Annotated in this window: 16 protein-coding genes and 1 pseudogene; 8 read left to right on the top strand and 9 right to left on the bottom strand. The window is 39.1% G+C overall.

Annotation, left to right across the window (positions count from 1 at the left end; all coding sequences use genetic code 11):
- Positions 1 to 41: 41 nt before the first annotated feature.
- The gene (locus tag A37Q_RS0111170) at positions 42 to 1,208 is read left to right on the top strand and encodes an amino acid permease (protein WP_018300361.1); all 1,167 of its coding nucleotides are present in this window, start codon (positions 42 to 44) and stop codon (positions 1,206 to 1,208) included.
- Between the two features lie 389 nt (positions 1,209 to 1,597).
- Positions 1,598 to 2,431: a helix-turn-helix domain-containing protein gene (locus A37Q_RS0111165; RefSeq protein WP_018300360.1), complete on the top strand. Its 834-nt coding sequence runs from the start codon at positions 1,598 to 1,600 to the stop codon at positions 2,429 to 2,431.
- Between the two features lie 62 nt (positions 2,432 to 2,493).
- Here the strand turns inward: A37Q_RS0111165 and A37Q_RS0111160 are convergent, their stop codons facing one another.
- From A37Q_RS0111160 to A37Q_RS15345, 3 genes are read right to left on the bottom strand one after another with little or no spacing between them, the layout of a single operon-like run.
- Positions 2,494 to 5,607, bottom strand: a complete 3,114-nt coding sequence (locus A37Q_RS0111160) for an efflux RND transporter permease subunit (RefSeq protein WP_018300359.1) — start codon at positions 5,605 to 5,607, stop codon at positions 2,494 to 2,496.
- Between the two features lie 11 nt (positions 5,608 to 5,618).
- Entirely contained in the window at positions 5,619 to 6,830 is a 1,212-nt protein-coding gene (locus tag A37Q_RS15350; RefSeq protein ID WP_018300358.1) for an efflux RND transporter periplasmic adaptor subunit, read from the bottom strand.
- Entirely contained in the window at positions 6,827 to 7,372 is a 546-nt protein-coding gene (locus A37Q_RS15345; protein ID WP_018300357.1) for a disulfide bond formation protein B, read from the bottom strand. The genes A37Q_RS15350 and A37Q_RS15345 overlap by 4 nt, the downstream gene beginning before the upstream one ends.
- A gap of 401 nt (positions 7,373 to 7,773) precedes the next feature.
- Between A37Q_RS15345 and A37Q_RS0111150 the strand changes: the two genes are divergently transcribed.
- On the top strand, positions 7,774 to 10,167 hold the full coding sequence (locus A37Q_RS0111150; RefSeq protein ID WP_018300356.1) for a family 20 glycosylhydrolase: 2,394 nt from the start codon (positions 7,774 to 7,776) through the stop codon (positions 10,165 to 10,167).
- On the opposite strand, the gene A37Q_RS0111145 is transcribed toward A37Q_RS0111150, so the two are convergent.
- Positions 10,150 to 12,150 (bottom strand): UvrD-helicase domain-containing protein, encoded by a 2,001-nt coding sequence (locus A37Q_RS0111145; RefSeq protein ID WP_018300355.1) that lies wholly within the window; start codon positions 12,148 to 12,150, stop codon positions 10,150 to 10,152. The genes A37Q_RS0111150 and A37Q_RS0111145 overlap by 18 nt on opposite strands.
- A 2-nt stretch (positions 12,151 to 12,152) precedes the next feature.
- Positions 12,153 to 12,956 (bottom strand): CAF17-like 4Fe-4S cluster assembly/insertion protein YgfZ, encoded by an 804-nt coding sequence (ygfZ, locus tag A37Q_RS0111140; RefSeq protein ID WP_018300354.1) that lies wholly within the window; start codon positions 12,954 to 12,956, stop codon positions 12,153 to 12,155.
- Positions 12,957 to 13,174: 218 nt separating this feature from the next.
- Between ygfZ and aceE the strand changes: the two genes are divergently transcribed.
- The 4 genes and pseudogenes from aceE (at position 13,175) to lpdA (ending at position 18,893) form a co-directional block, all read left to right on the top strand.
- A complete protein-coding gene (gene aceE, locus A37Q_RS0111135; RefSeq protein ID WP_018300353.1) occupies positions 13,175 to 15,856 on the top strand; it encodes a pyruvate dehydrogenase (acetyl-transferring), homodimeric type in 2,682 nt (893 codons plus the stop codon).
- 22 nt (positions 15,857 to 15,878) lie between these two features.
- Positions 15,879 to 16,043 (top strand): annotated as a pseudogene (locus tag A37Q_RS16625) (biotin/lipoyl-containing protein); the annotation flags it as partial.
- Positions 16,044 to 17,462: a dihydrolipoyllysine-residue acetyltransferase gene (aceF, locus tag A37Q_RS0111130; protein WP_476702577.1), complete on the top strand. Its 1,419-nt coding sequence runs from the start codon at positions 16,044 to 16,046 to the stop codon at positions 17,460 to 17,462.
- Positions 17,463 to 17,477: 15 nt separating this feature from the next.
- On the top strand, positions 17,478 to 18,893 hold the full coding sequence (gene lpdA / locus A37Q_RS0111125; RefSeq protein WP_018300351.1) for a dihydrolipoyl dehydrogenase: 1,416 nt from the start codon (positions 17,478 to 17,480) through the stop codon (positions 18,891 to 18,893).
- A gap of 51 nt (positions 18,894 to 18,944) precedes the next feature.
- Here lpdA and A37Q_RS0111120 read toward each other — a convergent pair whose 3' ends face one another.
- From A37Q_RS0111120 to A37Q_RS0111110, 3 genes are all read right to left on the bottom strand, one after another.
- Positions 18,945 to 19,142 (bottom strand): hypothetical protein, encoded by a 198-nt coding sequence (locus A37Q_RS0111120; RefSeq protein WP_169710302.1) that lies wholly within the window; start codon positions 19,140 to 19,142, stop codon positions 18,945 to 18,947.
- Between the two features lie 131 nt (positions 19,143 to 19,273).
- Positions 19,274 to 19,597 (bottom strand): hypothetical protein, encoded by a 324-nt coding sequence (locus A37Q_RS15340; RefSeq protein ID WP_018300349.1) that lies wholly within the window; start codon positions 19,595 to 19,597, stop codon positions 19,274 to 19,276.
- A 32-nt stretch (positions 19,598 to 19,629) separates the two neighbouring features.
- Positions 19,630 to 20,478: a hypothetical protein gene (locus A37Q_RS0111110; RefSeq protein WP_018300348.1), complete on the bottom strand. Its 849-nt coding sequence runs from the start codon at positions 20,476 to 20,478 to the stop codon at positions 19,630 to 19,632.
- A gap of 210 nt (positions 20,479 to 20,688) precedes the next feature.
- On the opposite strand from A37Q_RS0111110, the gene A37Q_RS0111105 reads away from it, so the two are divergent.
- On the top strand, positions 20,689 to 21,267 hold the full coding sequence (locus A37Q_RS0111105) for a hypothetical protein (RefSeq protein WP_018300347.1): 579 nt from the start codon (positions 20,689 to 20,691) through the stop codon (positions 21,265 to 21,267).
- On the opposite strand, the gene A37Q_RS0111100 is transcribed toward A37Q_RS0111105, so the two are convergent.
- Positions 21,229 to 22,389, bottom strand: a complete 1,161-nt coding sequence (locus tag A37Q_RS0111100; protein ID WP_018300346.1) for a M14 family metallopeptidase — start codon at positions 22,387 to 22,389, stop codon at positions 21,229 to 21,231. The two genes, A37Q_RS0111105 and A37Q_RS0111100, sit on opposite strands and share 39 nt — an antisense overlap.
- Between the last annotated feature and the right edge of the window lie 118 nt (positions 22,390 to 22,507).

The raw sequence follows: 22,507 nt of genomic DNA, 5'->3' as shown, positions 1-22,507 counted from the left end.
GTGTATCGTTACATTGTTTATATTTATCTTTGGAGAGAAACATGCAAAAATCCCTTGGCGGCGCCTTTTTAGTCGTGGGAACAACCATTGGTGCAGGGATGTTATCGCTGCCTTTAATTACCGCAGCAAGTGGCTTATGGGCATCGGTGATTTTGATTATATTATCTTGGTCTGTGATGTATGTTACAGGTCTTAAGCTTATTCGTGTTTGTGAGAAATATCCACTTGGGGTGAATTATACTACTTTGATTAAATCTCATATGCCGATAAGCCTGCAAATCATCTTTACTATTGTGTATCTGCTTTTGTTATATGCACTGATGGCTGCTTATACAACACAAGGAGCAGCATTAGTAAGCCTTGTGGCTGCCGCGCAACATGTAAGTGTGTCTATTGATGCAATTGTCTTTATTTTAATCTTTGGTTTAGTTATTTTAAGTGCAAAGTTAAGTGATTATGTCAATCGCTCTTTTGTATCACTCAAGTTGATCTTTTATGCCTTGTGCGTGATTAGTATGCTGGTTTGTTTAAAATGGGCGAATTTCATTCATGGTCCATTATCGCTCTATGCACTTATTTTTGCATGGCCAACGCTTTTGCCATCATTTGGTTTTCAAAATATTATCCCTGTGCTGTATGAGTATCAAAAAGGGGATGTGAAAGCTGTAAGAAAAAGTGTCCTTATCGGCAGCTTAATGGTGCTTGTCATTTATCTTATTTGGGTGGCAGTGTGTTTGGCGATTTTGCCACAGACAGGCGCGCACAGTTATGAGTCGATATTTCAGGCAGGCAATACCTTAAATAGCTTTATGGCTGAAGTGAAAGTGGCAACCCAAAGCGCGTGGATAAACACCTTCTTGTCGGTCTTTATCAATATATCTATTATCACATCCTTTATTTGTGTGGGGCTATCGCTTTATCATTATATTAAAGATACCTGTAGCCGTTTTGGTTATCAGATGAATAAAGTCATTGGATTTTTATTAACCTTTATTCCACCATTTGTTTTTACGGTGTTTTATCCAAAAGGGTTTATCCTCGCACTTCAATACGCAGCTATTTTTGCTGTGGTCATTTTTGTATTTACCCCAGTGTATTTAGATAAATCAGAGAAAAGCCCATTTAAAAACTATTATGCTTTAACCTTGGGCGCACTTGTTATTGTGGCTCAGATATTGAACCTGTTAGGAATTTCTCAGCCGTTTTAGCGATAATTATTATAGATGTATAAACTATCAGTGAGCACTTATAGTAGGCAGTTATCATTATGTCCTTTTATAAAGCAGTCATCGCTGATATCAAATGGCGGATTAAAAACACCAGTGCATCAAACCGGTGGATCTGTAAAACTCAGTAATCTCGAGCCAACTGGTTTTGGGGTATATATTGTATGGAAGATAAAATAGCGTTTTGGAGGTTAAGGTATCTCTAACGCGATTTCGGTTAAATCACCATATTGTTCAAAATAAAGTCAAAATAGGTTAACATAGAAAGGTATTTTTGATTATTATTTGTTCTTTTCTTGATTTTGTATAGGCAGAGATTACAGAGTTAGGGTTGGACAATGATAAAATATCAAATAAGCTGAATAATAACAATGCATAAAATAGAATATATCCATCATGCAATTGATACGAAGAAAATTAAAAGTTTAAATACTTATTTAGATCAAGCATTAAAAGCTATTTCCTACAATGGTGCCCTTGGTATTTTGGTATACAAACCGTCAGGTGAAATATTATATGCTGTCTTAAAAGGTGGAGATACAGCAGAGATATGGGCGTACTCCCTAATCTATAATAACTTGCCATATTTTAACTATAATGCAATGTTGAAACTACCTCAAAATACGTTTGATGCTGATGTCTATCATTACCTAGAATCAAATGAGAAACTTGAAAAAAATGATGTGTTTTTAAGCTTACTTAATAATGCTAAGGGAAAAAATTTGCATCCATGGAGCTATCAACGTTATCAGCTTGATGGTGGAATTATCTCCCTGTTGACAGAGTTGCCAAACAGAAGTGCTGTTGAGTGTTTGTTAACTCAGAAGCATGCTGTAGATCGTGGATTGAATGACTTATACCAGAGGATATCTCAAGATAGATATTATCAAGATATGCATGAGATAAGTCAGTGTATTAATATGCGAGATATTGAAAATTCATATCAATATAACTTTGATAGCGCAATTACAAAGCAGTTAAATTTAGGGCGTTCAGAGCTTAAGGTTTTTAAGCTCATCTATAGTGGGCTATATAAGCCTAAGGAAATTTGCCATCATGCTTATTTATCCGTTCGCACAGTTGAGGGGGTTCTAGCCGCCTTAAAGGAAAAGTTGGGCTGTAGGCATAAAGAAGAATTGCATGAGAAAATTCAGTATTTACACTCTGTTATTAGAACATCGATACATTCTTCATTATCTTTGTAGGTTAGAAAATCCTCCTGACTAAATGTAATTAGAAAGAAGTATAGTAGATGCGATAGGTTGTCTTATTCAAGTGAATGAGATTTATTAATCTCTGCAATCATCTTATCTTCTTCTTTCCATCTTGCGATCAATTTGCTTCTATCTTTAGCAAGGTAGCTATAGACAACAGGGACAACAAAGAGGGTGAAGAGTGTACCGATGGTCATCCCTGATGCAATAACAATACCGATTGACTGGCGAGATACCGCGCCGGCGCCCGTTGCATAAACAAGTGGTAGAACCCCAACGACCATTGCGGCGGTTGTCATCAAAATAGGGCGAAGACGTAGGCTTGCTGATTTCAATACAGCATCAACTTTACTGTAGCCCTCTTCTTGCAATTTATTGGCAAACTCAGTAATCAAAATCCCGTGTTTGCTGATCAGCCCAATCAGGGTAACAAGTCCCACTTGTGTATAGATATTAATCGAAGCATAACCAAAGTTAAAGAGCTGACCAATATAAAGCGGAATCAGTGCACCACAAATCGACATTGGAACACTGATCAGAATAATCAGTGGATCACGGAAGCTTTCAAACTGTGCTGCAAGCATTAGGAAAATAACAATAATGGCAAAAATAAATGCAATCACCATTTGGTTTGAATTTTCCAAGAACTGTCTTGCTGAGCCAGAGTACTCATGCGTGTAGCCTTTTGGCAGTTCAGTTTTAGATAAACCTTGTAGGTAATCAACTGCCTGACCTTGACTGACACCCGGGGATGGGACAGCTGAGATGGTGGCTGAGTTTAGCTGTTGGAATCTATTTAAACTGAGTGGTACACTTTGGGTATCAAATGTGACAATAGCTGATAATGGAACCAAGGTGCCATTGGACGCTTGAATTTGAATTTGCCCTAATTGCTCCTTAGTGAGTTTCATGCTGTCTTGAAGCTCTGGGATAACCTGATAACTATAGCCTAGAAGACTGAAGTAATTCACATAACCTCCAGAATAAGCATAACCTAAGGTGTTTGCAATTTGTTGCATGCTAATACCTAACGCTGCAGCTTTAGAGCGATCAATTTTAACCATCATTTGCGGGTTATCAAATTTTAAATCGCTTTGTGCAAAGACAAACAAACCACTTGTCATCATTTTATGAATAAGGTTATTTGCGACATCGTTGATGCCTTGATAGCTACCAATGGATTGGACAACATATTGCACTGGCGGTCCAAATGGAATGCCCGGTAGCGATGGCATTTCAAAGGTGTAAACCTGTGTTCCAGCAACACTATTTAGTTTGTTTTGCAATAGTGGCTTGATTTCCATCTGTGTTTTGCTTCGATCATCCCAAGGCTTTAACACCAGTCCACCAAATGTGTTATTGGATTGTGGATAACCATTTACCACAAAGGCAGACTCCTTGCCCGGCATACTATCCATTTCTTTGTAAATAGAAGGTGTGAATGTGTTTAAATAATGAATATTAGCAGGAGATGGTGCTGTCCCTTGAATTCCAATAAAGGCCTGATCTTCAACTGGTGAGAGCTCAGATTTTGTACCGATTAATAGGAAGTAACAACTTGCCAATACAACAACAGCAAAGAGGATGATTACAACACGAACCTGCATGATATGATGAAGTGCTTTATCATATCCATTTTTTAAGCGCTCAAATAAAGCATCGATAAACTTAACTGTTTTGGCTTCTGTAATAGAGTGTGATAACACTTTAGAGCATAGCATTGGTGAGAAAGTATAGGCAACGATCCCAGAGATCACAACGGCACCTGCCAATGTATAAGCAAACTCAGTAAATAGAATACCTGTCAGTCCGCCCATCATCCCGATTGGAAGATATACCGCAACCAAGGTTAAGGTCATTAAAATTACAGGATTAGCAATTTCCCTTGCCCCTTGGACAGCTGCTTTAAAAGGAGAGAGTCCCTCTTCAATATGCCGGTAGATATTCTCTAAAACAACAATGGCATCATCGACAACAAGACCAATGGCAAGCACCATCGATAAGAGCGTTAACAGGTTGATTGAAAAGCCCATTAAGAACATCAGGAAAAATGCGCCGATCATCGATAGCGGAATGGCGACAATCGGAATAATCACAGAGCGTAATGAACCAATAAATAAAAATAACACCACGGTCACAATAATAACCGCTTCAATTAATGTTTTAACGACATCTACAATAGAGGCATTAATATAAGTGGTGTTGTTATACACTGTATTCATGATCATACCGCTTGGGAGGCCTTCACGAATCTCTGGCATTTGATCTAGAATCTTTTGAACAACTGTTAATACGTTGGCATCAGATGCCGCCACCACACCTGCAAATACCCCTTCTTTACCATTAAAGCTTACATTGGATGTATAGTTCTGTGCGCCAAGTTCAACTTTGGCAACATCACGAAGGTAAATTTGATGCCCGTCAGCATTTTTAACAACAAGCGAGCCATACTGTTGAGCGGTTTCAAGGTTAGTGGTTGGGTTTAGGGTGATGTTAAAATAAGGTCCTTTAATTTGTCCACCGGCTGCAATCAAACTATTGGATTGCAGAGCATTAGCAATATCATCAGGTGAAACACCCAGTTTGGCCATTTTGTCATAGTTTAACCAAACACGCATGGCATAAGGCTTTTGCCCCCAAATAATAATGTTTGAGATGCCGCCTAGTGATTGAAGCTTTGGTGTAAGCTGGTTTTTGATATAGGCTGTAATTTGCTGCTCATTTAAATCATCACTGGTGAAACTTAAAATCAGTGAAGGGAATGAGTTTCCTGATTCCATAGTGATGGCAGGGGATTCGGCTGCTTTTGGCAGCTGGTTTAATACAGCATTTACTTTTTGCACTACTTGGCTAAGAACATTGTTTGGATCTGAGCCAAGCTTAACGTTAACCGTAATGGTACTGGTTCCAAGTGCACTTTGTGATGTCATGTAATCTATGCCATCTGCACTACCTACAGATTGCTCAATAGGCGTGGTTACAAAGCCTTGGATAACACTTGGGTTAGCCCCTGGGTAAGATGTGGTGACTGTAATAGTCGCATTATTCATGTACGGATACTGGCGTACTTGCAAAGTCAATGCCGTTCCGATCCCTGCCACAAGGATAAGCAAGCTTATGACGGTTGAAAGTACCGGCCGTTTAATGAAGATATCAATAAAATGCATAAGCTCAAATCCTATGGGTTATTCTTGAAGTTAAATTCATTGTTAACAACTGCTGGGTCATCATTTTGTAGTTTGTTTTGTCCAGAAGTAGCAACCAGCTGACCTGCTTTTATTCCTTTGTGGACAATGACTTGATTGTCATCAGTTGCTGTTGTTTGTACTGGCTGCAATTTAACTGTGTATTGTGCTTTACCAGTTGAAACCATTTGAACAGAGCCATCTTTAAATGCACTGTATTCAGCCATAACTGGTTTGCCATTTTTCATCACAGGATTTAAAACCGCAACTGTCTCACCATATAAGGTATAGTTAATGGCATTTCGTGGTAGGATGATCGTGTTTGGCATGGCAGGAAGCACAACGCTGACATCTAAGAACATGCCCGGATAAATCATGGCTTTTTTATCTTTATTATCATAAGTAGCTTGTACATTAAGCGCCAAGTTGTTACTTGATACTTCAGAGTTAATTGCTGTAATTTTTGCCTCAAAAGTTTTGCCAGGATAGGCATCACTTGTAAATTTGATTTTTCCACCGATGTGAATTTGATCCATTTGATTTTGTGGAACAGGGAAGTTGATGTAAATAGGGGAAATCATTGTGAGAGTTGCAGCGCTATTTCCTGCTTGGAAGAACTGACCAAGACTGATTTGTCTAATCCCTATTTTGCCATCAAATGGTGCACGAATAATATTGAAGTTAATATCTGCCTCAATAGATTGCACGCTCGCTAAATCTGAATCATAAGTTGCCTTTGACTGATCAAGCGTTTGTTCAGAAACAGCATTTTGTTTGATCAACTCTTTGTTTCGATCATAGGTGATTTTAGATAGTTGCAATTGTGCCTTTGCTTGTGCGAGCTGTGCTTTTAATTGTGACGTATCAAGAGTAAAGAGAACTTGGCCTTTTTTAACCATTTGACCTGATTCAAATGAGATAGAGTCAATTAAGCCACCTGCTGATTGGGTGGTTACATTCACACTTTGAATGGCAACTGCTTGACCGGTAGCCTTAATGCTTGGGTTCCAATTGACTGATTTTGCTGTTGTTGCTGTTACTTCAGCAGGCTGCATCTTCCATGTTTTCATGGCCTCTTCTTTTTTGCTGTTTACCATGTGGGCAAAGCCAAAAATGCCCCCAAAAATTATCAAAAGTGCGATAATCACTACTGCAAAAGCGATAATAAGCTTTTTTCTTGAGGGTTTTTGTATTTGATCAGTCATATGTTGTCCCTTTGGTTATCCTTGGTTTTTTGAATATTATTTTTTGAAGATGAGTTATAAAATAAAAACTGATAAAAGTGAACCGTACTAAATACTATGAAGAAAATAAATCCATAGCCAGCAAGGCTTATTCCAAACAGCTGCCAGTCGACATTAGCACAATCTGCTGAGCCTGAGAACAAAGTTTGGATAAATGAAAAAAGTGGCAGATTTTGAAATAAGATATCAACATCAGCCTGACAGCTCCCAGCATAAGTGGCAGGGTGCATTTGCATCCAAAGCTGCTTTAAAGCAATAAGTGCTGCAATAAGTGCAAAGATGCCAAGCAAGAAGCTGTAGACTCTGGTGGTGCCCACAGAGCCTTTGTGAATAAGTGCAATCAGTGATAGCACCGTGACAATAAGCAGAAAGAACTGTTGAAGCAGGCACATTGGGCAGGGTTTGGCTCCCATTGTCTCTAAGATAACAATAGCAATAATAACAATGCAGCAAACAGCAAAACCAGCTAAATGCAGCTTTCTATGAGCAAATCCTATCGGCACGGTATTCAATCTTCTGGGTTATTAATAAGCAATTTCATTATAGTGTATATTCGCCTGAAGTCACGACTTCGACGCCATAGGCATATAACTAATTGCTAAAATTAAATCGTGTTCTTTCATAGAGTGCTAACCTCAACTTATCGTTTGTACTGTTTTATTTTCAGAACAAACGTTCATTTTACTGAGTTTTGCCGTAAAATCTACTACCAATAGAGCAAACTTTGCTTAACAGCCGTTTCAATTTAGTACAATTTGGAAGTCTGCTGGCTTCACAAAACATTAAAACATTGTGAACTTTTTTTTAATATCCTCATAGTAAAAAGCGCATATATTGAATTTTATGGTGATTGATAAGTGGATATAATGCCTTTTGAGATTGTTTTATTGTAGAGAGATGTAGGATGAAAGCATATTTGCGAACGGTGCTAATAGTACTAGGTTTGTTATGTTCAATGACCGCCTTTGCTAGCATCAAAATTTACAAGGTTCAAACGAAGGTGACTTCATCGAATGGACTAACTTTTGACACCTTAATCGATTTCAAAGTTAAGCGTGGCGCTAAAGCGTTAACAAATTGGTCGATTGGGTTTTACATGCCTCGAACATTTAATGCACTTAGCGTGACTGCGACAGGTACAGATATTAACCCAAATCTTAACATGCGTATCCAAGATATGCAGACGAAAAAGACAGCACAGCTTGTCTATGTGAAAGAAGGCATGGAGGAGATTTATGGTGATGGTTATACCAATGTGCTTAAACCTGTGGATGAGTTTCCACTTAAAACTGGTCATTACTATCGTATTGAGCTTGTTGATAATAATCAGTGGGCACCAAAGAATATTAACTCAATGCCGCAGTCTTTTTTTATAGTAGATAACAGCACGAGTAAAATAAAAACTATTAATCTACCGCTTAGTGCATATGGTGATAGAAAAAACTGGAGCCATATTGGGGGATATAATCAAGAAGAGGTCTCACGTGCGACCAAGGAGCACATAAAGCAAAATTGGCACAATTCCCAACCCATTTCTGATAACGATGATATAGATGCATTAGGCTTGATTCCCTCCCCAAAAACATTAGTGCATTATAATGCAAAAGAGCAATTAGTATTAGAGCACACTTTTTATTATCGTAATGATTTTGATCAAGAGCTAAATAGACATTTAATCAAACGTATTTTAAAAATAGATTTGACCAGTAATAAAAAAGCTGCTTATTATCTCAAAATCAACAAAGTCTTAAAAAATCGTGTTCCAAACCCTGAAGGCTATATATTGTCAGTGAACGCAAAGGGAATAACAATTAGTGCGCAAACAGATACGGGTGTTTTTTATGCACTTCAAAGTTTGCGCCAGCTTATCTATCTTCATCATCGGGTATTGCCAAGCTTTCAAATACAAGATGCCCCTGAGATGAAATACCGTGGACTTTTAGTTGATGTGGCAAGACATTACTTTAATCTGGATGAGTTGAAAAAGCTTATTAGAGTGATGGCAGCGCTTAAGCTTAACACGCTTCATATCCATTTTTCAGATGATGAGGCATGGCGTTTAGAGTTGCCTTCTATAAGTGGAGAGATTATTAAGAAAGCTGCATACAGAGGATTTTATTCAAAGAGCACAAATCCACCCTCAATGTTTTTGCAGGCAAATTTAGATCTAACGAATCGTGATCAGTTTGATGAAGATAAACATATACTAGAAAGGCGCTTTCCAAATGCAACAACAAAGTATGGCTCATACTATTCACAAAGAGAAATCAAATCACTTATTCGTTATGCAAATCAACATAAAATCACAATTATTCCTGAGGTTGATCTGCCAGGGCATGCAAGAGCATTAGTGCATGCAATGGCGAATATTTTTATTAATCCACTTGATGCTAGCCAATATATTAGTGTGCAAGGTTACTATAATGATGTGATTCCTGTCTGCTTATATGAGAAATCCACGGCACAGGCACAACAATTTACGCGCAAAATAAATAAAATTATCGTGGACATTGGGGCGCTTTTTCAGGATCAAACAACGGTATATGCACAAAATGAAGTGAGTGTTGGCGGGGATGAGGTTTCTAAAGATGCTTGGTCAAATGATGCCAGCTGCATCGGGAGCTTGACAGCACTTGACCGATCACATCAGTTTTTCAAGGCTTTACAAAAGGCAAACCCAAAGATCAAGCTTTCAGGTTGGCAGCAGTTTGTGCAAATGGATTATGGTGATATTGGGGCGTATGCTTTGCCTTCAGCTAAAACTGCCCATGTATGGGTGTGGGATCCATCCAATGTTGGTGTTGCGCATGCACAAGTTTTAGCTGAGCATAATTATCCAACCGTCTTGGCCTATGCAGATCATTTATATTTTGATTTAACCTATACGCCTGATGCTTGGGAGCCAGGTTTATACTGGGCTGGGAGTTTTTTAGATACTGAAGCCGCTTTAAGTAGTGCGATAATAGCAAAAAAGACAATTGATACGTTTTCTATGCAATATCGAAATAATATCCTTGGTCTAGAAGGGACGCTTTGGAGTGAGAATATAGTCAATGGGCGCTCGTTAGAATATAAAGCTTTCCCTAAAATGCTGGGTTTGTCTGAAGCTGCGTGGTCTTCTTTCTCACAAACAACGCAATATGGCAAACCTAATTGGCAATCATTGGCAATGCGTTTAGGTATTAAAGATCAAAGTGGTGTCTTGGGTTATTTAAATAAAACATTAGGCATTATGTATAGAGGAATGCCATATGGTATTAGTAGAGAAGTGCCGAGTAAGCTAACTGTTAAATCGTGATTTAAGTAGGGCAATATTCGACTTGGCAAGTGATTTTCTTTGTTCCTGAGAGGATTCTGCTTTTCCTTGCCAGATAAGGTCGTCTTCTGGCAGTTCAGCGAGAAAACGGCTAGGTGTGGTATTTGTTTTTTCATTAAACTTCTTTCGTGTACTGGTTAAACTGAGTGTTAGCTCAATCTTAGCACGGGTAATTGCAACGTAGACAAGGCGTCTTTCTTCCTCAATTGTGCCATCTTCAATGCTTTGCTGATGCGGTAAAATGCCTTCTTCACAACCAATGAGATAAACATAAGGATATTCAAGCCCCTTGGAAGCATGAATGGTTAATATTTGCACTTTGTCATTTTTCTCTTTTTCTTCCTCTCGGTCAATAACATCTAAAAGAAGCATGCGATTAATACTCTGAGCAAAATCAAACTCAGTCTCTGTTTCTCTATTGCAAATCCAGCCTATCAGCTCACAAATGTTCTCATATCGCCTTTGTGCTTGAGCAAGAGAGCTTGTATTATCAATTAGCCATGTCTCATAGTTGATATCTTCAAAAAGGGCGGTTAGATTTTCTTGCAGGTTGTTTTTTTGTTCTATTTTCTGGCGATAACGTGAAATAAAAGCACTAAATTGTTGCAGCTTTTGATAGGCCTGAGGTGATACATGCGATGCCAAAGCAATGTCATTAATAGCTTCAAAAAGTGGAATGTCACGCATATTTGCATATCCGCCTAATTTTTCCAATGTGGCAGCGCCAATCTCGCGCCTTGGCGTGTTAATAATACGCAAAAATGCCCGATCATCTTCTGGGTTGATGATAAGTTTAAAATAGGCCAAAGCATCTTTGATTTCAGTTTTAGCAAAAAAAGAGCTGCCACCACTGATCTCATAAGGAATTTTATATAATTGAAGATAGCGCTCTAGCAGAAAAGACTGATGATTACCCCTGACAAGAATAGCATAATCTTTGTAGCTTGTTTTGTGGTGAATTCTGTGGGTAATAATATCACTTGCAATACGCTGTGCTTCATCATCCTCGCTTTTGGCTTGAATAACTCGTATTTCCTTGCCGTAATGATGAGAAGACCAAAGCTTCTTAGTAAATAGATGGGGGTTTTTCTCAATAAGGGTATTGGCTGTGTGTAAAATGCGTCCGCTTGATCGGTAGTTTTGCTCAAGCTTAATAATACGCAAATTTGGATAGTCTTGATGTAAGATGGAAAGATTCTCTGGTCTTGCCCCACGCCAAGCATAAATAGACTGATCATCATCTCCAACCACTGTGAATTTTTGCCTTTTCCCTGTTAAAAGCTGCAACAGTTGATACTGGCTTTCATTGGTGTCTTGGTACTCATCAATCAAAATATAATGGAAACGATTTTGCCAATACTCTCTAACTTCAGCATTTTGTTTTAATAAGCTCACAGGAATGAATATTAGATCATCAAAGTCAAGTGCATTATAGGCTTTTAAGTATTTTTGATATTGTACATATACCTCATAAGCCTGCCTTTTTGAGCTATCTGCCTCTTCAAGGTGAATCTCATGGGGGTGCTGTAAGCTGTTTTTCCACAGCGATATTTGTTGCTTAATATCATAAGCAATTTGCTTTGTGGACTGAAAGGCTTCATAGGCGATTTCATGAATCAGTGTGACACTATCTTGCTCATCAAATAAGGTGAAATTTTGTTTGTATCCTAATAGTTGGAAATGCTTTTTGATTATAGTGAGCCCAAGTGTGTGAAAAGTTGAGATGTGAAGACCACGCTTTTCATCTTTATCTAATGTACTTAGGACGCGCTCTTTCATTTCTTTAGCCGCTTTATTGGTAAAAGTAACGGCAAGAATATGTGAGGCTTTTATGCCGCAGGTTTTGATAAGATAGCCAATCTTCTCAGTAATAACGCGCGTTTTACCGCTTCCTGCTCCTGCAAGCACCAAAAGAGGACCATCAATTGAGCGCACAGCACTTTGTTGTTGTTCATTTAGCATCATGTTTAAGAAAGAATACGAATTAAACCTTCATTAGAAAGCTCGATGCTCTCTGGCGTAATGGCATTATTAAATATTCCCAAAACGTAATTTGTATCCTCAATAGCGCTATGGTTGACAATATCAGCCACTTTTTTACCATGGATATCATATAAATCATCAGTAATTTCAAGTTTTGGTTTAATTGAAATCGCATACAGTGATTTTTTAAGGTTCCCTCTATATTTCATGCGTGCAATAATCTCTTGTCCCATAAAGCATCCCTTTTCATAAGAGACTGCTTTAAGTTCATCTAAATTAAGCTCTGCGGGTAAAAACTTTTCACTGTTAAAAATATCAATAAGAGGAAGCTTTTGCAGAATATTCTGATACATCACCTCTTCAAAACTTATAGGATGAGCATCTTTTTGTATATGTGCTATTGCATCATTGGAAAGGATGCAATGTTGATATAAGGTTGGCGGATTTTGAGCCTGTGATGTTAGAGGATTACCTTGTTGAAATACAAGCTGATAGTTATCAGTAGCATCAAAGCTTACCTTTGAAAAAACGGCATATTTTCTTAAGGCCGTAATCGCCTGTTCAGTGAGGTTCTTTGGTAAGGTCAAAATGAAATTGTCATCACTGACATAATAGAGAAAAAAAAGTGCGATAATACGCCCTTTTTGGTTACATAAGGCAGTTAGTTGTAGTGGTGAATCAAAGCTGAGTTTATTCACATCATTGGTTAGCTGACCCTGAAGATAGTTTTTTGCATCTTGTCCGTGGACAGAAATTGCTTGGAACGCATCATAAATAAAATAGGACATAGATAGAGTGTTTTTAAATTTTATCGATAGCAACAGAAAATAGCTTAATTTACCAAAAAAGTAAATCTGTTCAAGAAGCGAGAAGCAAAACAGCCATTATAAATAGCTGTTAATCGATACTCTAAACTAAAATGCTGCTAGTGTACTGTATTTTCCAAGCTTCTGTGTTTATAATTAAGCCGTTTTTATTTCAAAAGTAGCGTCAATTGGAGGCGATAATGTCAAAGTATCTTCAGGATATTGATACTACAGAAACTCAAGAGTGGCTGGAAGCCTTTGAGGATGTAGTGGAGCGTGAAGGCAAAGAGCGTGCGGAGTTCTTGCTAACAAAGTTATTTGACCAAGCAGGAAAAGTTGGTCTTGAGAGTGCTTATGGTGCGCCAAAGGCTGTGCGTTTTATGAATACAATTTTACCGTCTGATCAGCCGGCATATCCTGGTGATTTAGAAATTGAAAAGAAAATAGAAAACCTAAATCGTTGGAATGCTGCCGTAATGGTGGCAAAGGCCAATAAAAAAGATGGCTCTTTAGGTGGACATATTGGCTCTGGTGCCTCGATCATGACACTTTATGAAGTGGGTTTTAACCATTTTTTCAATGCGCCAAATAATCAAGAAGCTGGAGATTTGGTTTTTTATCAAGGTCATACGACACCTGTCATATATGCACGTTCTTATCTCGAAGGTAGACTGACAGAAGAGCAGCTAACTAATTTCAGACAACAAGCATTTAATGGTGAGAAAGGCTTATCCTCTTATCCGCACCCTTATTTGCAACCAAATTACTGGCAGTTTCCAACGGTTTCAATGGGACTTGGACCATTACAGGCGATCTATCAAGCACGCTTTATGAAATACCTTGAAGCGCGCAAACTTGCAGATACTTCCAAGCGCAAGGTTTGGGCATTTTGTGGTGATGGCGAGATGGATGAACCTGAGTCTTTGGGCGCCATTAACCGTGCTGCAAGAGAAGGTTTAGACAATTTAATTTTTGTCATTAACTGTAACTTACAGCGTTTAGATGGTTTGGTTGATGGTAATGGTAAGATTGTTGAAGAATTTGCAGCTATGTTTGAAGGTGCTGGATGGAATGTCATTAAAGTGCTTTGGGGAAGTAACTGGGAGCCACTATTCGCAAAAGATATAAATGGCAAGTTACAAAAACGTCTGGCTGAAATGAATGATGGGCAAATGCAGTTTGCACGCTCTCATGGTGGTAATGATTTACGCCAGACAATTTTTGGCGGCGACCCTGAACTTGAAGCACTTGGAAGTGGCTTTTCAGATGAAGATGTGCAAAATTTATTAAGAGGTGGTCATGATCCGATTAAAGTTTATGCAGCTTATCAAAGAGCAACAAACAATGATACTGGTAAGCCAACATTGATATTGCCTTTGACAGTGAAAGGTTATGGTCTTGGTGAGTGGGGCGAATCTAAAAACATCGCGCATAATGTCAAGAAGTTAAACACCGAAGCCTTAACGTATATTCGCGATCGTTTTGATGTGCCAGCAACGGATCAAGAAGTGGAAGAAATGAAGCTGATTCGTTTTGAAGAAGGCTCAAAAGAAGATAGCTATCTACATCAAAAACGCCAAGATCTAGGTGGTTATGCTCCTGCGCGCTTTGAAAACAATGAAGCTTTGCCAATTCCAAGTTATACTGATTTTGCTAAAGCATTTTTAGAGTCAAGTGGTGAGAGGGAATTCTCTACCACAACAGCCTTTGTTAGAATGTTTGTTAATTTAACGCGTCATAAAGAGCTAAAAGATCGTTTGGTGCCTGTGACAGTTGATGAGTCACGCACTTTCGGAATGGAAGGCTTATTCCGTCAGCTTGGAATCTACAATCATCGTGGTCAGCAGTATATCCCTGAAGATAAAAAGCAAGTGATGTACTATAAAGAATCTAAAGATGGGCAGATTATCCAAGATGGGATTAATGAGGCAGGTGGATTTTGCTCATGGCTTGCAGCAGCAACTTCCTATAGCGTGCATCGTGTGCCAATGATTCCTTTTTATATCTACTATTCAATGTTTGGTTTTCAACGAATTGGCGATCTGGCTTGGGCTGCAGGTGACTCTCATGCAAAAGGCTTCTTGCTAGGTGGTACAGCAGGTCGTACAACTCTAAATGGTGAAGGCTTGCAGCATGAAGATGGTCATAGTCATATTCAGGCAGGGTTAATTCCATCTTGTATCTCTTATGACCCAACCTATGCCTATGAGCTAGGTGTTATTCTTTGGGATGGAATGAGACGGATGTATGTTGAAGGAGAGCAGGTCTTTTATTATATTACATTAATGAATGAGAACTATGCTCATGGTGCAATGCCAAAAGGGGTTGAAGAAGATATTATTAAAGGCCTTTATTTGCTGAAAGGCGCGAAAAAGCCGGATGCGAAAAAACATGTACAGCTAATGGGCTCAGGAACTATTTTGCGTGAGGTTGAAGCTGCAAGTGAAATGCTTGAAAAAGACTTTGGCGTTACCAGTGATATTTGGAGCATGACAAGTGCCAATGAGCTTTATCGCGATGGTCGAAAAGTTGCGCGCTGGAACCTGTTGAACCCTGAGAAAAAAGCAAAAGTGACGCATATCGAAAAATGTCTAAAAGGTCATACAGGTCCTGTGGTTGTCTCTACGGATTATATTAAGTTATATACTGAGCAGTTGCGTGAGTTTATGCCAGAGAATTATGTAACCCTTGGGACAGACGGTTATGGCAGATCAGACTCAAGAGAGAACCTTCGCCGTTTCTTTGAGGTAGATCGCTACTATGTTGCATTTGCGGCATTAAGTGCACTTTTCAAAGAAGGGGTTATTACTAAATCAGTGTTGAGTAAAGCAGCGAAACAGTACAATATTGACAGCGATCGCACTGATCCGGCCTACCATTAATTGAGACAGAGGAAGAAAATAAATGGCATTACAACAAGTAACAGTTCCAGATATTGGTGACTATAAAGAGGTTGATGTAATTGAAGTCAATGTAAGTGTGGGCGATGAAGTTAAAGAAGAAGATTCATTAATCACGCTTGAAACAGATAAAGCATCAATGGAAGTTCCTGCACCATTTGACGGTGTTGTGAAGGAAATTTTAGTTAAAGAAGGCGATAAAGTCTCAGAAGGTTCAGTGATTTTGCAGGTTGAAACAGCTACTAAGCAAGCACAAGGCACAAATAGTGCGCCTTTGGATGAGACAAAAGAGATAAGTGCGGATAAAAGCACAAGCCAAGCATCTTATGAGGTAACTGTTCCTGATATCGGTGATTATAAAGATGTAGATGTAATTGAGCTCAATGTAAGTGTGGGCGATGAGGTGAAAGAAGAAGACTCATTGGCAACACTTGAGACAGATAAAGCATCGATGGAAATTCCATCACCAAAAGATGGCAAAGTGACAGCAATTGCAATTAAAGTGGGAGATAAGGTTTCTCAAGGCTCTTTGGTTTTAACTTTAGCTGTTAATGGTGCTGATGCTTCTCATATGACAACTCAAGAGGCTCTGCCTAAGGTGGAAGAAATAAAACTGCCAGAGGCTAAAGTAGAGCAGCCGGTAGCTGTAGCAGAGAGTCAAGTTATAGATAATACTAAAGCACACGCATCTCCAGCTGTAAGGCGTTTGGCGCGTATTTTAGGTGTTGATTTATCGCGTGTTTCTGCCAGCGGTAGAAAAGGGCGTATTACGAAAGAAGACTGTGAGTCCTATATTAAAAAAGCAGTGACCCAAGTGCAAAGTGGTCAAGTTGGGGGCGCAGGTGCAGGTTTGGATTTGTTACCAGATCCAGTGGTTGATTTTGCTAAATTTGGTGAAATTGAAACAGAAAGCTTATCGAGAATTAATAAGCTAAGTGCAAAAAACCTTGCGCGTAACTGGGTGAAAATTCCACATGTTACTTTCTATGATGATGCGGATATTACTGATCTAGAAGCATTTAGAAAAGCAAAAAAAGCCTATGCAGAAAAGCAAGGTGTGAAAATTACACCGCTGTCATTTTTAATTAAAGCCGCAGCGTCAGCACTTCAGCACTACCCTCGCTTTAACAGTTCATTATCAAATGATGGTGAAAGTTTGATTATTAAGAAATATTATAATATTGGTTTTGCTGCTGATACGCCAAAAGGGCTTGTTGTTCCTGTTATTAAGGATGCAGATCAAAAGGGTATTTTTGAGATTTCACGAGAAATTATGGATTTAGTGAAAAAAGCAAGAGAAGGAAAGTTAAAACCTGCTGATATGCAAGGGGCAACTTTTACAATATCAAGCTTAGGCATATTGGGTACAACAGCATTTACCCCAATTATTAATATGCCAGAGGTGGCGATTATGGGCGTTTCTAAAGCTGCAGTGAAGCCAGTGTGGAATGGAAAAGAGTTTGAGCCAAAAACAATGTTGCCACTTTCATTGTCAACTGATCACAGAGTCATTGATGGCGCGTTGGCTGCACAATTTTTAACAAAATACTGTGCAATTTTGAGCGATTTAAGAGAAATTTTATTATAAATAGAGGAATTAAAAGTGAGTGATATTCAAGCTGAAGTTGTTGTGCTAGGAAGTGGTCCTGGCGGTTATAGTGCTGCATTTCGTGCGGCAGATTTGGGCAAGAAGGTTGTGCTTATTGAAAAGTATGACACAATTGGAGGGGTGTGTTTGAATGTGGGCTGTATCCCATCAAAAGCGCTTTTACATGTTGCAAAAGTCATTAATGAAGCGCGCCATTTAGAAAAGGATGGCTTAATTAGCTTTGATAATTTTGCATACAATAAAGATAAAATTTTGGGCTATAAGGACAATATCGTTAAGCAATTGACGATGGGGCTTAAAGGGCTTGCCAAACAGCGTAAGGTTGAAATTGTTAAGGGGTATGGCAAATTCACTTCCCCAAATGAAATTGCAGTTGAAACAAAAGAGGGTGTTAAAACAGTTGGTTTTGACAATGCAATTATCGCGGTAGGTTCTCGTTCTATAGAGCTACCATTTATTCCACAAGATCCAAGGATCATTGATTCAACCGGTGCGCTTGAAATGAAAGAAGTGCCGAAAAAAATGCTTGTTATTGGTGGCGGTATTATTGGTCTTGAGATGGCGCAAGTATATAGTGAGCTTGGCTCTGATATTACGGTTGTTGAGTTTTTAGATCAACTGATGGGTGCTGCAGATAAAGACATTGTTAAGCCATATGAGAAGATGATGTCTAAGCGCTATGATATTCGTCTGAAAACAAAAGTGACCAAAGTTGAAGCGAAAGATGATGGTCTTTATGTCTCTATGGAAGGCGCTAAAGCCACTGATAAGCCTGAGAAATTTGATCGCATTTTATTGGCAGTTGGACGTGCGCCTAATGGTAACTTGGTTGATGCTGAAAAAGCAGGTGTTAATGTCGATGAGCGTGGCTTTATATCTGTGGATAAACAGCTTCGCACCAATGTGCCACATATTTATGCGATAGGAGATGTGATTGGTCAGCCAATGCTTGCACATAAAGCTGTACCAGAGGGTCGTGTTGCTGCTGAGGTGATCTCTGGTATGAAACATTATTTTGAACCTAAATGTATTCCATCTGTTGCTTACACTGACCCTGAAGTTGCATGGGTTGGAGTAACTGAGAAAGAAGCAAAAGAACAAGGCATTAAATATGACAAGGGTGTTTTCCCTTGGGCAGCGAGTGGTCGCTCGTTAAGTATTGGTAGAAATGAAGGCATGACAAAAGTATTGTATGATGAGAATCATGTGATCATTGGTGCTGGAATTGTTGGACCAAATGCCGGAGAGCTTATTGCTGAAGCTTCTTTGGCAATTGAAATGGGTTGTGATGCAGAAGATATCTCTTTGACGATTCACCCACATCCAACATTATCTGAAACGCTGGCAATGGCAACGGAAGTATACGAAGGAACTGCAACAGATATCTACGCGCCGAAAAAGAAAAAATAGACCTGAATATTCCAGTGAGGCTGTCCTATATGCAGCCAACTATTTGGAGCATTATTTTCTTAAGTTTTTGAACCATTTGTGTTTGAAAGTATTAATACTTGCGTCGATCAGAAAAAAGATAACGGCAAGCTCAGGGGAGAGAATATCACCAGTTATCGCATAAAGAAAAAGCGCAAAGATTAAAATAAAAATAAGCGATCGCATTGCCGCTTTGGCGCCATTTAATTTAAACAACTCCAGATGCGACATTTGAGATTGCTTATCGATATCCTCATTTTTCATTATTGAATAGTAATCAGTATTAGCTTTGGTATGCACTCAATTGTATCATGCTGTGCGCTGAAGGGAAAAGAAGAAAAAAGTATTACCAGATTAATGTATTAGCCTCGATAAGTATAAGGTGTATTGGTTGTCACCTCAGCGGTGGTAGTTGAGGCAGCCGAAGTAGATGCTGAACTGCTTGATCCAGCGGCGCCAGTGATTGCTGCAGCAAATGACGCGCCAATACCGCCGCCTCCAGAGCCGCCAGAAGATCCGCCACCATCGCTACTACCACCACTATCACTACTATCATCACTACTTGATGAACCTGTCGTGGCAGCATGTGTTAGTGAAATGCTAAGAGATATTGGTGCTAGCAAAATAAAAAAGATAGCCAAGAGCTTTGCTGATTGTTTGTAACTTTTTCTAATGAGTGTTTCCATTTCTATTATCCACCTTTTAAAATTTGAAATGATTAAAATACATAGGCATAGGCAACAGAGCCTGACAGTGAAATTCTGTCATGGTTTGGTGCGTATTTGAAAACATCCCAAGCACCGACATTCACAGTAATTGGCCATGCAGCTACTGGAACGATAGAGGCCCCCGCTGAAGCAACACCAGATGTATAATCAGCAATTAAGCTGACTTGTGGTAAAACATATACAGCAACTGACCCAAATGGTGCAATATGAGTTGTTGGTTTTTTGGTGCTTCGCAAGAAGAAATACGAGTTGGTTCCGATCCCTGCGTTGACAATGACAGGGGCAATATTATTGGGAAGAATTTGGGTTACAGCAGCATAGTAGGAAGGATCAACAGCGCTTGATCCGCCAGCATTCCAGCCACCTAAGCTCTGTCCACCGACTGCCACACTTGTTAGTGTTTTTGTGAAGAAATGACCAAGAGAAAGGCCAATATTGCCTCGATTAAAGGAGCCGCCATCTGTTGGGTTAATACTTCCTATTCCTAGGCTAACAGCACCGCCAACATTTTTCTTAGCATCCCCGATACCAAAACCAACTGAAGCGCTACCATCTGTACGATAATCAGAGGGGCTGTTTGTAATGCCACCAAATGAAGCAAATGCAACACCCCATGATGGAACCATCCCGGCGGGTGCTCCCATACTAAAGCCTGGAAGGGTAGCCATTTTAAGATAGTCCATTGTAAAGAAATAATCTGAAGAGGCTTTTTTGCCTTTTTCAGATACATTAGAGGTTAATGCTGCTGATGAAGAGGCGCTTGCGCCTTCTACTGCAAATGACTGTCCGCTTGCGCCCAGTAGTATTAAGGTCGCAAGTGCAATTTTTCCATTTTTCAAAGTCTCTCTCCTTTTGTTTATGCTCATTTGGAGCATAGTATAGAGTTTTATTTTTACAAGCCGAAAGTATTGAATTAGTTGATATTTATGCGCTTTATGATCCATGTTTAGCTGAAATTTAAATGCTTCGATTATTGGGTGATTTGAGGTTTATGGCAAAACAACAATCGCACTCTATACTAGTAGCAAAGGTATAAATAGGTGAGCTTAATGATACGTTCTTTGTGTTATTGCACTACCATCCTTAGCATAGCAGGCTTTCTTGTTGGATGCAGTTTCTTATTGCCTTCCAAAACAACAGAACGTACAGATAATTGGGCATCATTTAATGCGATTCAACAAAGCTATAATAAGGTTGCACCATATAAAACGACAGTGAGTGAACTCAAGCAGCTTGGCTTTGATCCATATGTTGCTAATAATGTCAAAATTGACAGTTACCTAGATATTCGTATTCGCTTTGACCCATTAAGCACAGGGAAAAATGTTCCTGATGCCGTTGCTGAGTGTTTAAGTGTGTTCAAGCGATGTCATGCCTATGTTGTTAATGTTGATTATGACTATGAGAAGCGTATTGGCAATGCATTTTTAGATTTAACAGGCTTTCGTCGAGAAGTATTAAAACAAGGGTGGGCATTTCAAGCTGTGTTTATTATTCAAGATGAGACAGTAGTGTATAAACTTTGGTCTGGAGAGCCAAAAAGAAAAGCCTATGTTGATGAGATTCGTCCATTGGGTCCACTTCAGAGCTTAGATGATTTGATCGTGGGTCCGAGAGTGACTTTCTAAGTCAGTTTTGTATAACTGGTAAATAGCCTTTAATGTATCTTGGCCAAATTGTGCTGAGCGCTCTGCTGACCAGCCTGTTATCGCATTTGGCGCATTGTCATTATCTTTAAAAGGCATTTCAATAGTCATCGATGGACATAAAAAGGCGTTGGAGATATAGTTGGATGCCATACTAAGATCAGCCTTGCCTTTTTCATCAATCGCATAGCCATGCTCTCGTTGGAATTCGTTACTGGTCTTTAAAAGGTTGTGGATAAACTGTTGTTCCGCATTAAAGATTTCATTGCTCAGGTTTGGGATCCCTTCACTTGCGCTAATAAAGTTATAAGGAATTTCCTCGTCACCGTGAATATCTAAGAATAAATCAACACCTGTCTCTTTGATCTTTTCAAGTACATAAAAGACCTCAGGGCTTTTTTCAATGCTTGGGCTTAACCATTCACGGTTAAGATTAACCCCTTTGGCATTAACGCGTAAATTACCTAAATGAGCGCCATCAACATTCATATTTGGTACAATATAAAAAGCGGAAGTCTTTAAGAGAGTATTTATTTCTGGCTCGACCGTTTGACTAAGCTTTTCCACGACACCTTTGATGAACCACTCAGCCATGGTTTCACCTGGATGTTGGCGCGCAATAATCCAGATTTTTTTCTTAGGCTTATCTGTCTTTGAAATGTGTAATAGATCAATGTTTCGCCCTTGTGTTGTTTGTCCTAAAACATGATGGGTAACATGTTGGTAAGCTTGTGCTTTAGCGATCAAATCAAGATGTTGCTCATAACTAAAAGGGGTGAAATAAGCAAGGTAAAACTGTTGATCTTCGGGGGTTAGTGTAAACTCCAACGCTTCTCCATTAAAATTCGCTGAATCAAGACGCTTCCAGTTTTTTCGATCATAAGAGATGCATGGGCGATAGTTAAACCATCCCTTTGGATAACTGGTTTTTCCTGCATTATGAATACTGAAAGTGCAGCTATTGAGTGTTTTCAGATTTACCTGAAAGTAAAACCATTGTAAAAAATCAGAGTGGGTATCTTGGCGAATATTCAGCTTTGCATGGTGATTTTCTATTGAAACAACTTCAATACTACCTGCATCAAAATGGGTGTAGATTTGCATAAGGTTCTCCTTAGGAATAAGCTGATCATTAGTGTAGGGGAAAACCTGAGAAGATTGCAAGGGGAGTAGTAGCAGTTAGCTAATTTACAAGCAGCCTTTTTTGCTAGAATGTAGATAG

This window comes from Fangia hongkongensis FSC776 = DSM 21703, assembly GCF_000379445.1.
Taxonomy (GTDB): domain Bacteria; phylum Pseudomonadota; class Gammaproteobacteria; order Francisellales; family Francisellaceae; genus Fangia; species Fangia hongkongensis.
This window is presented reverse-complemented; position numbering and strand designations above follow the sequence as displayed.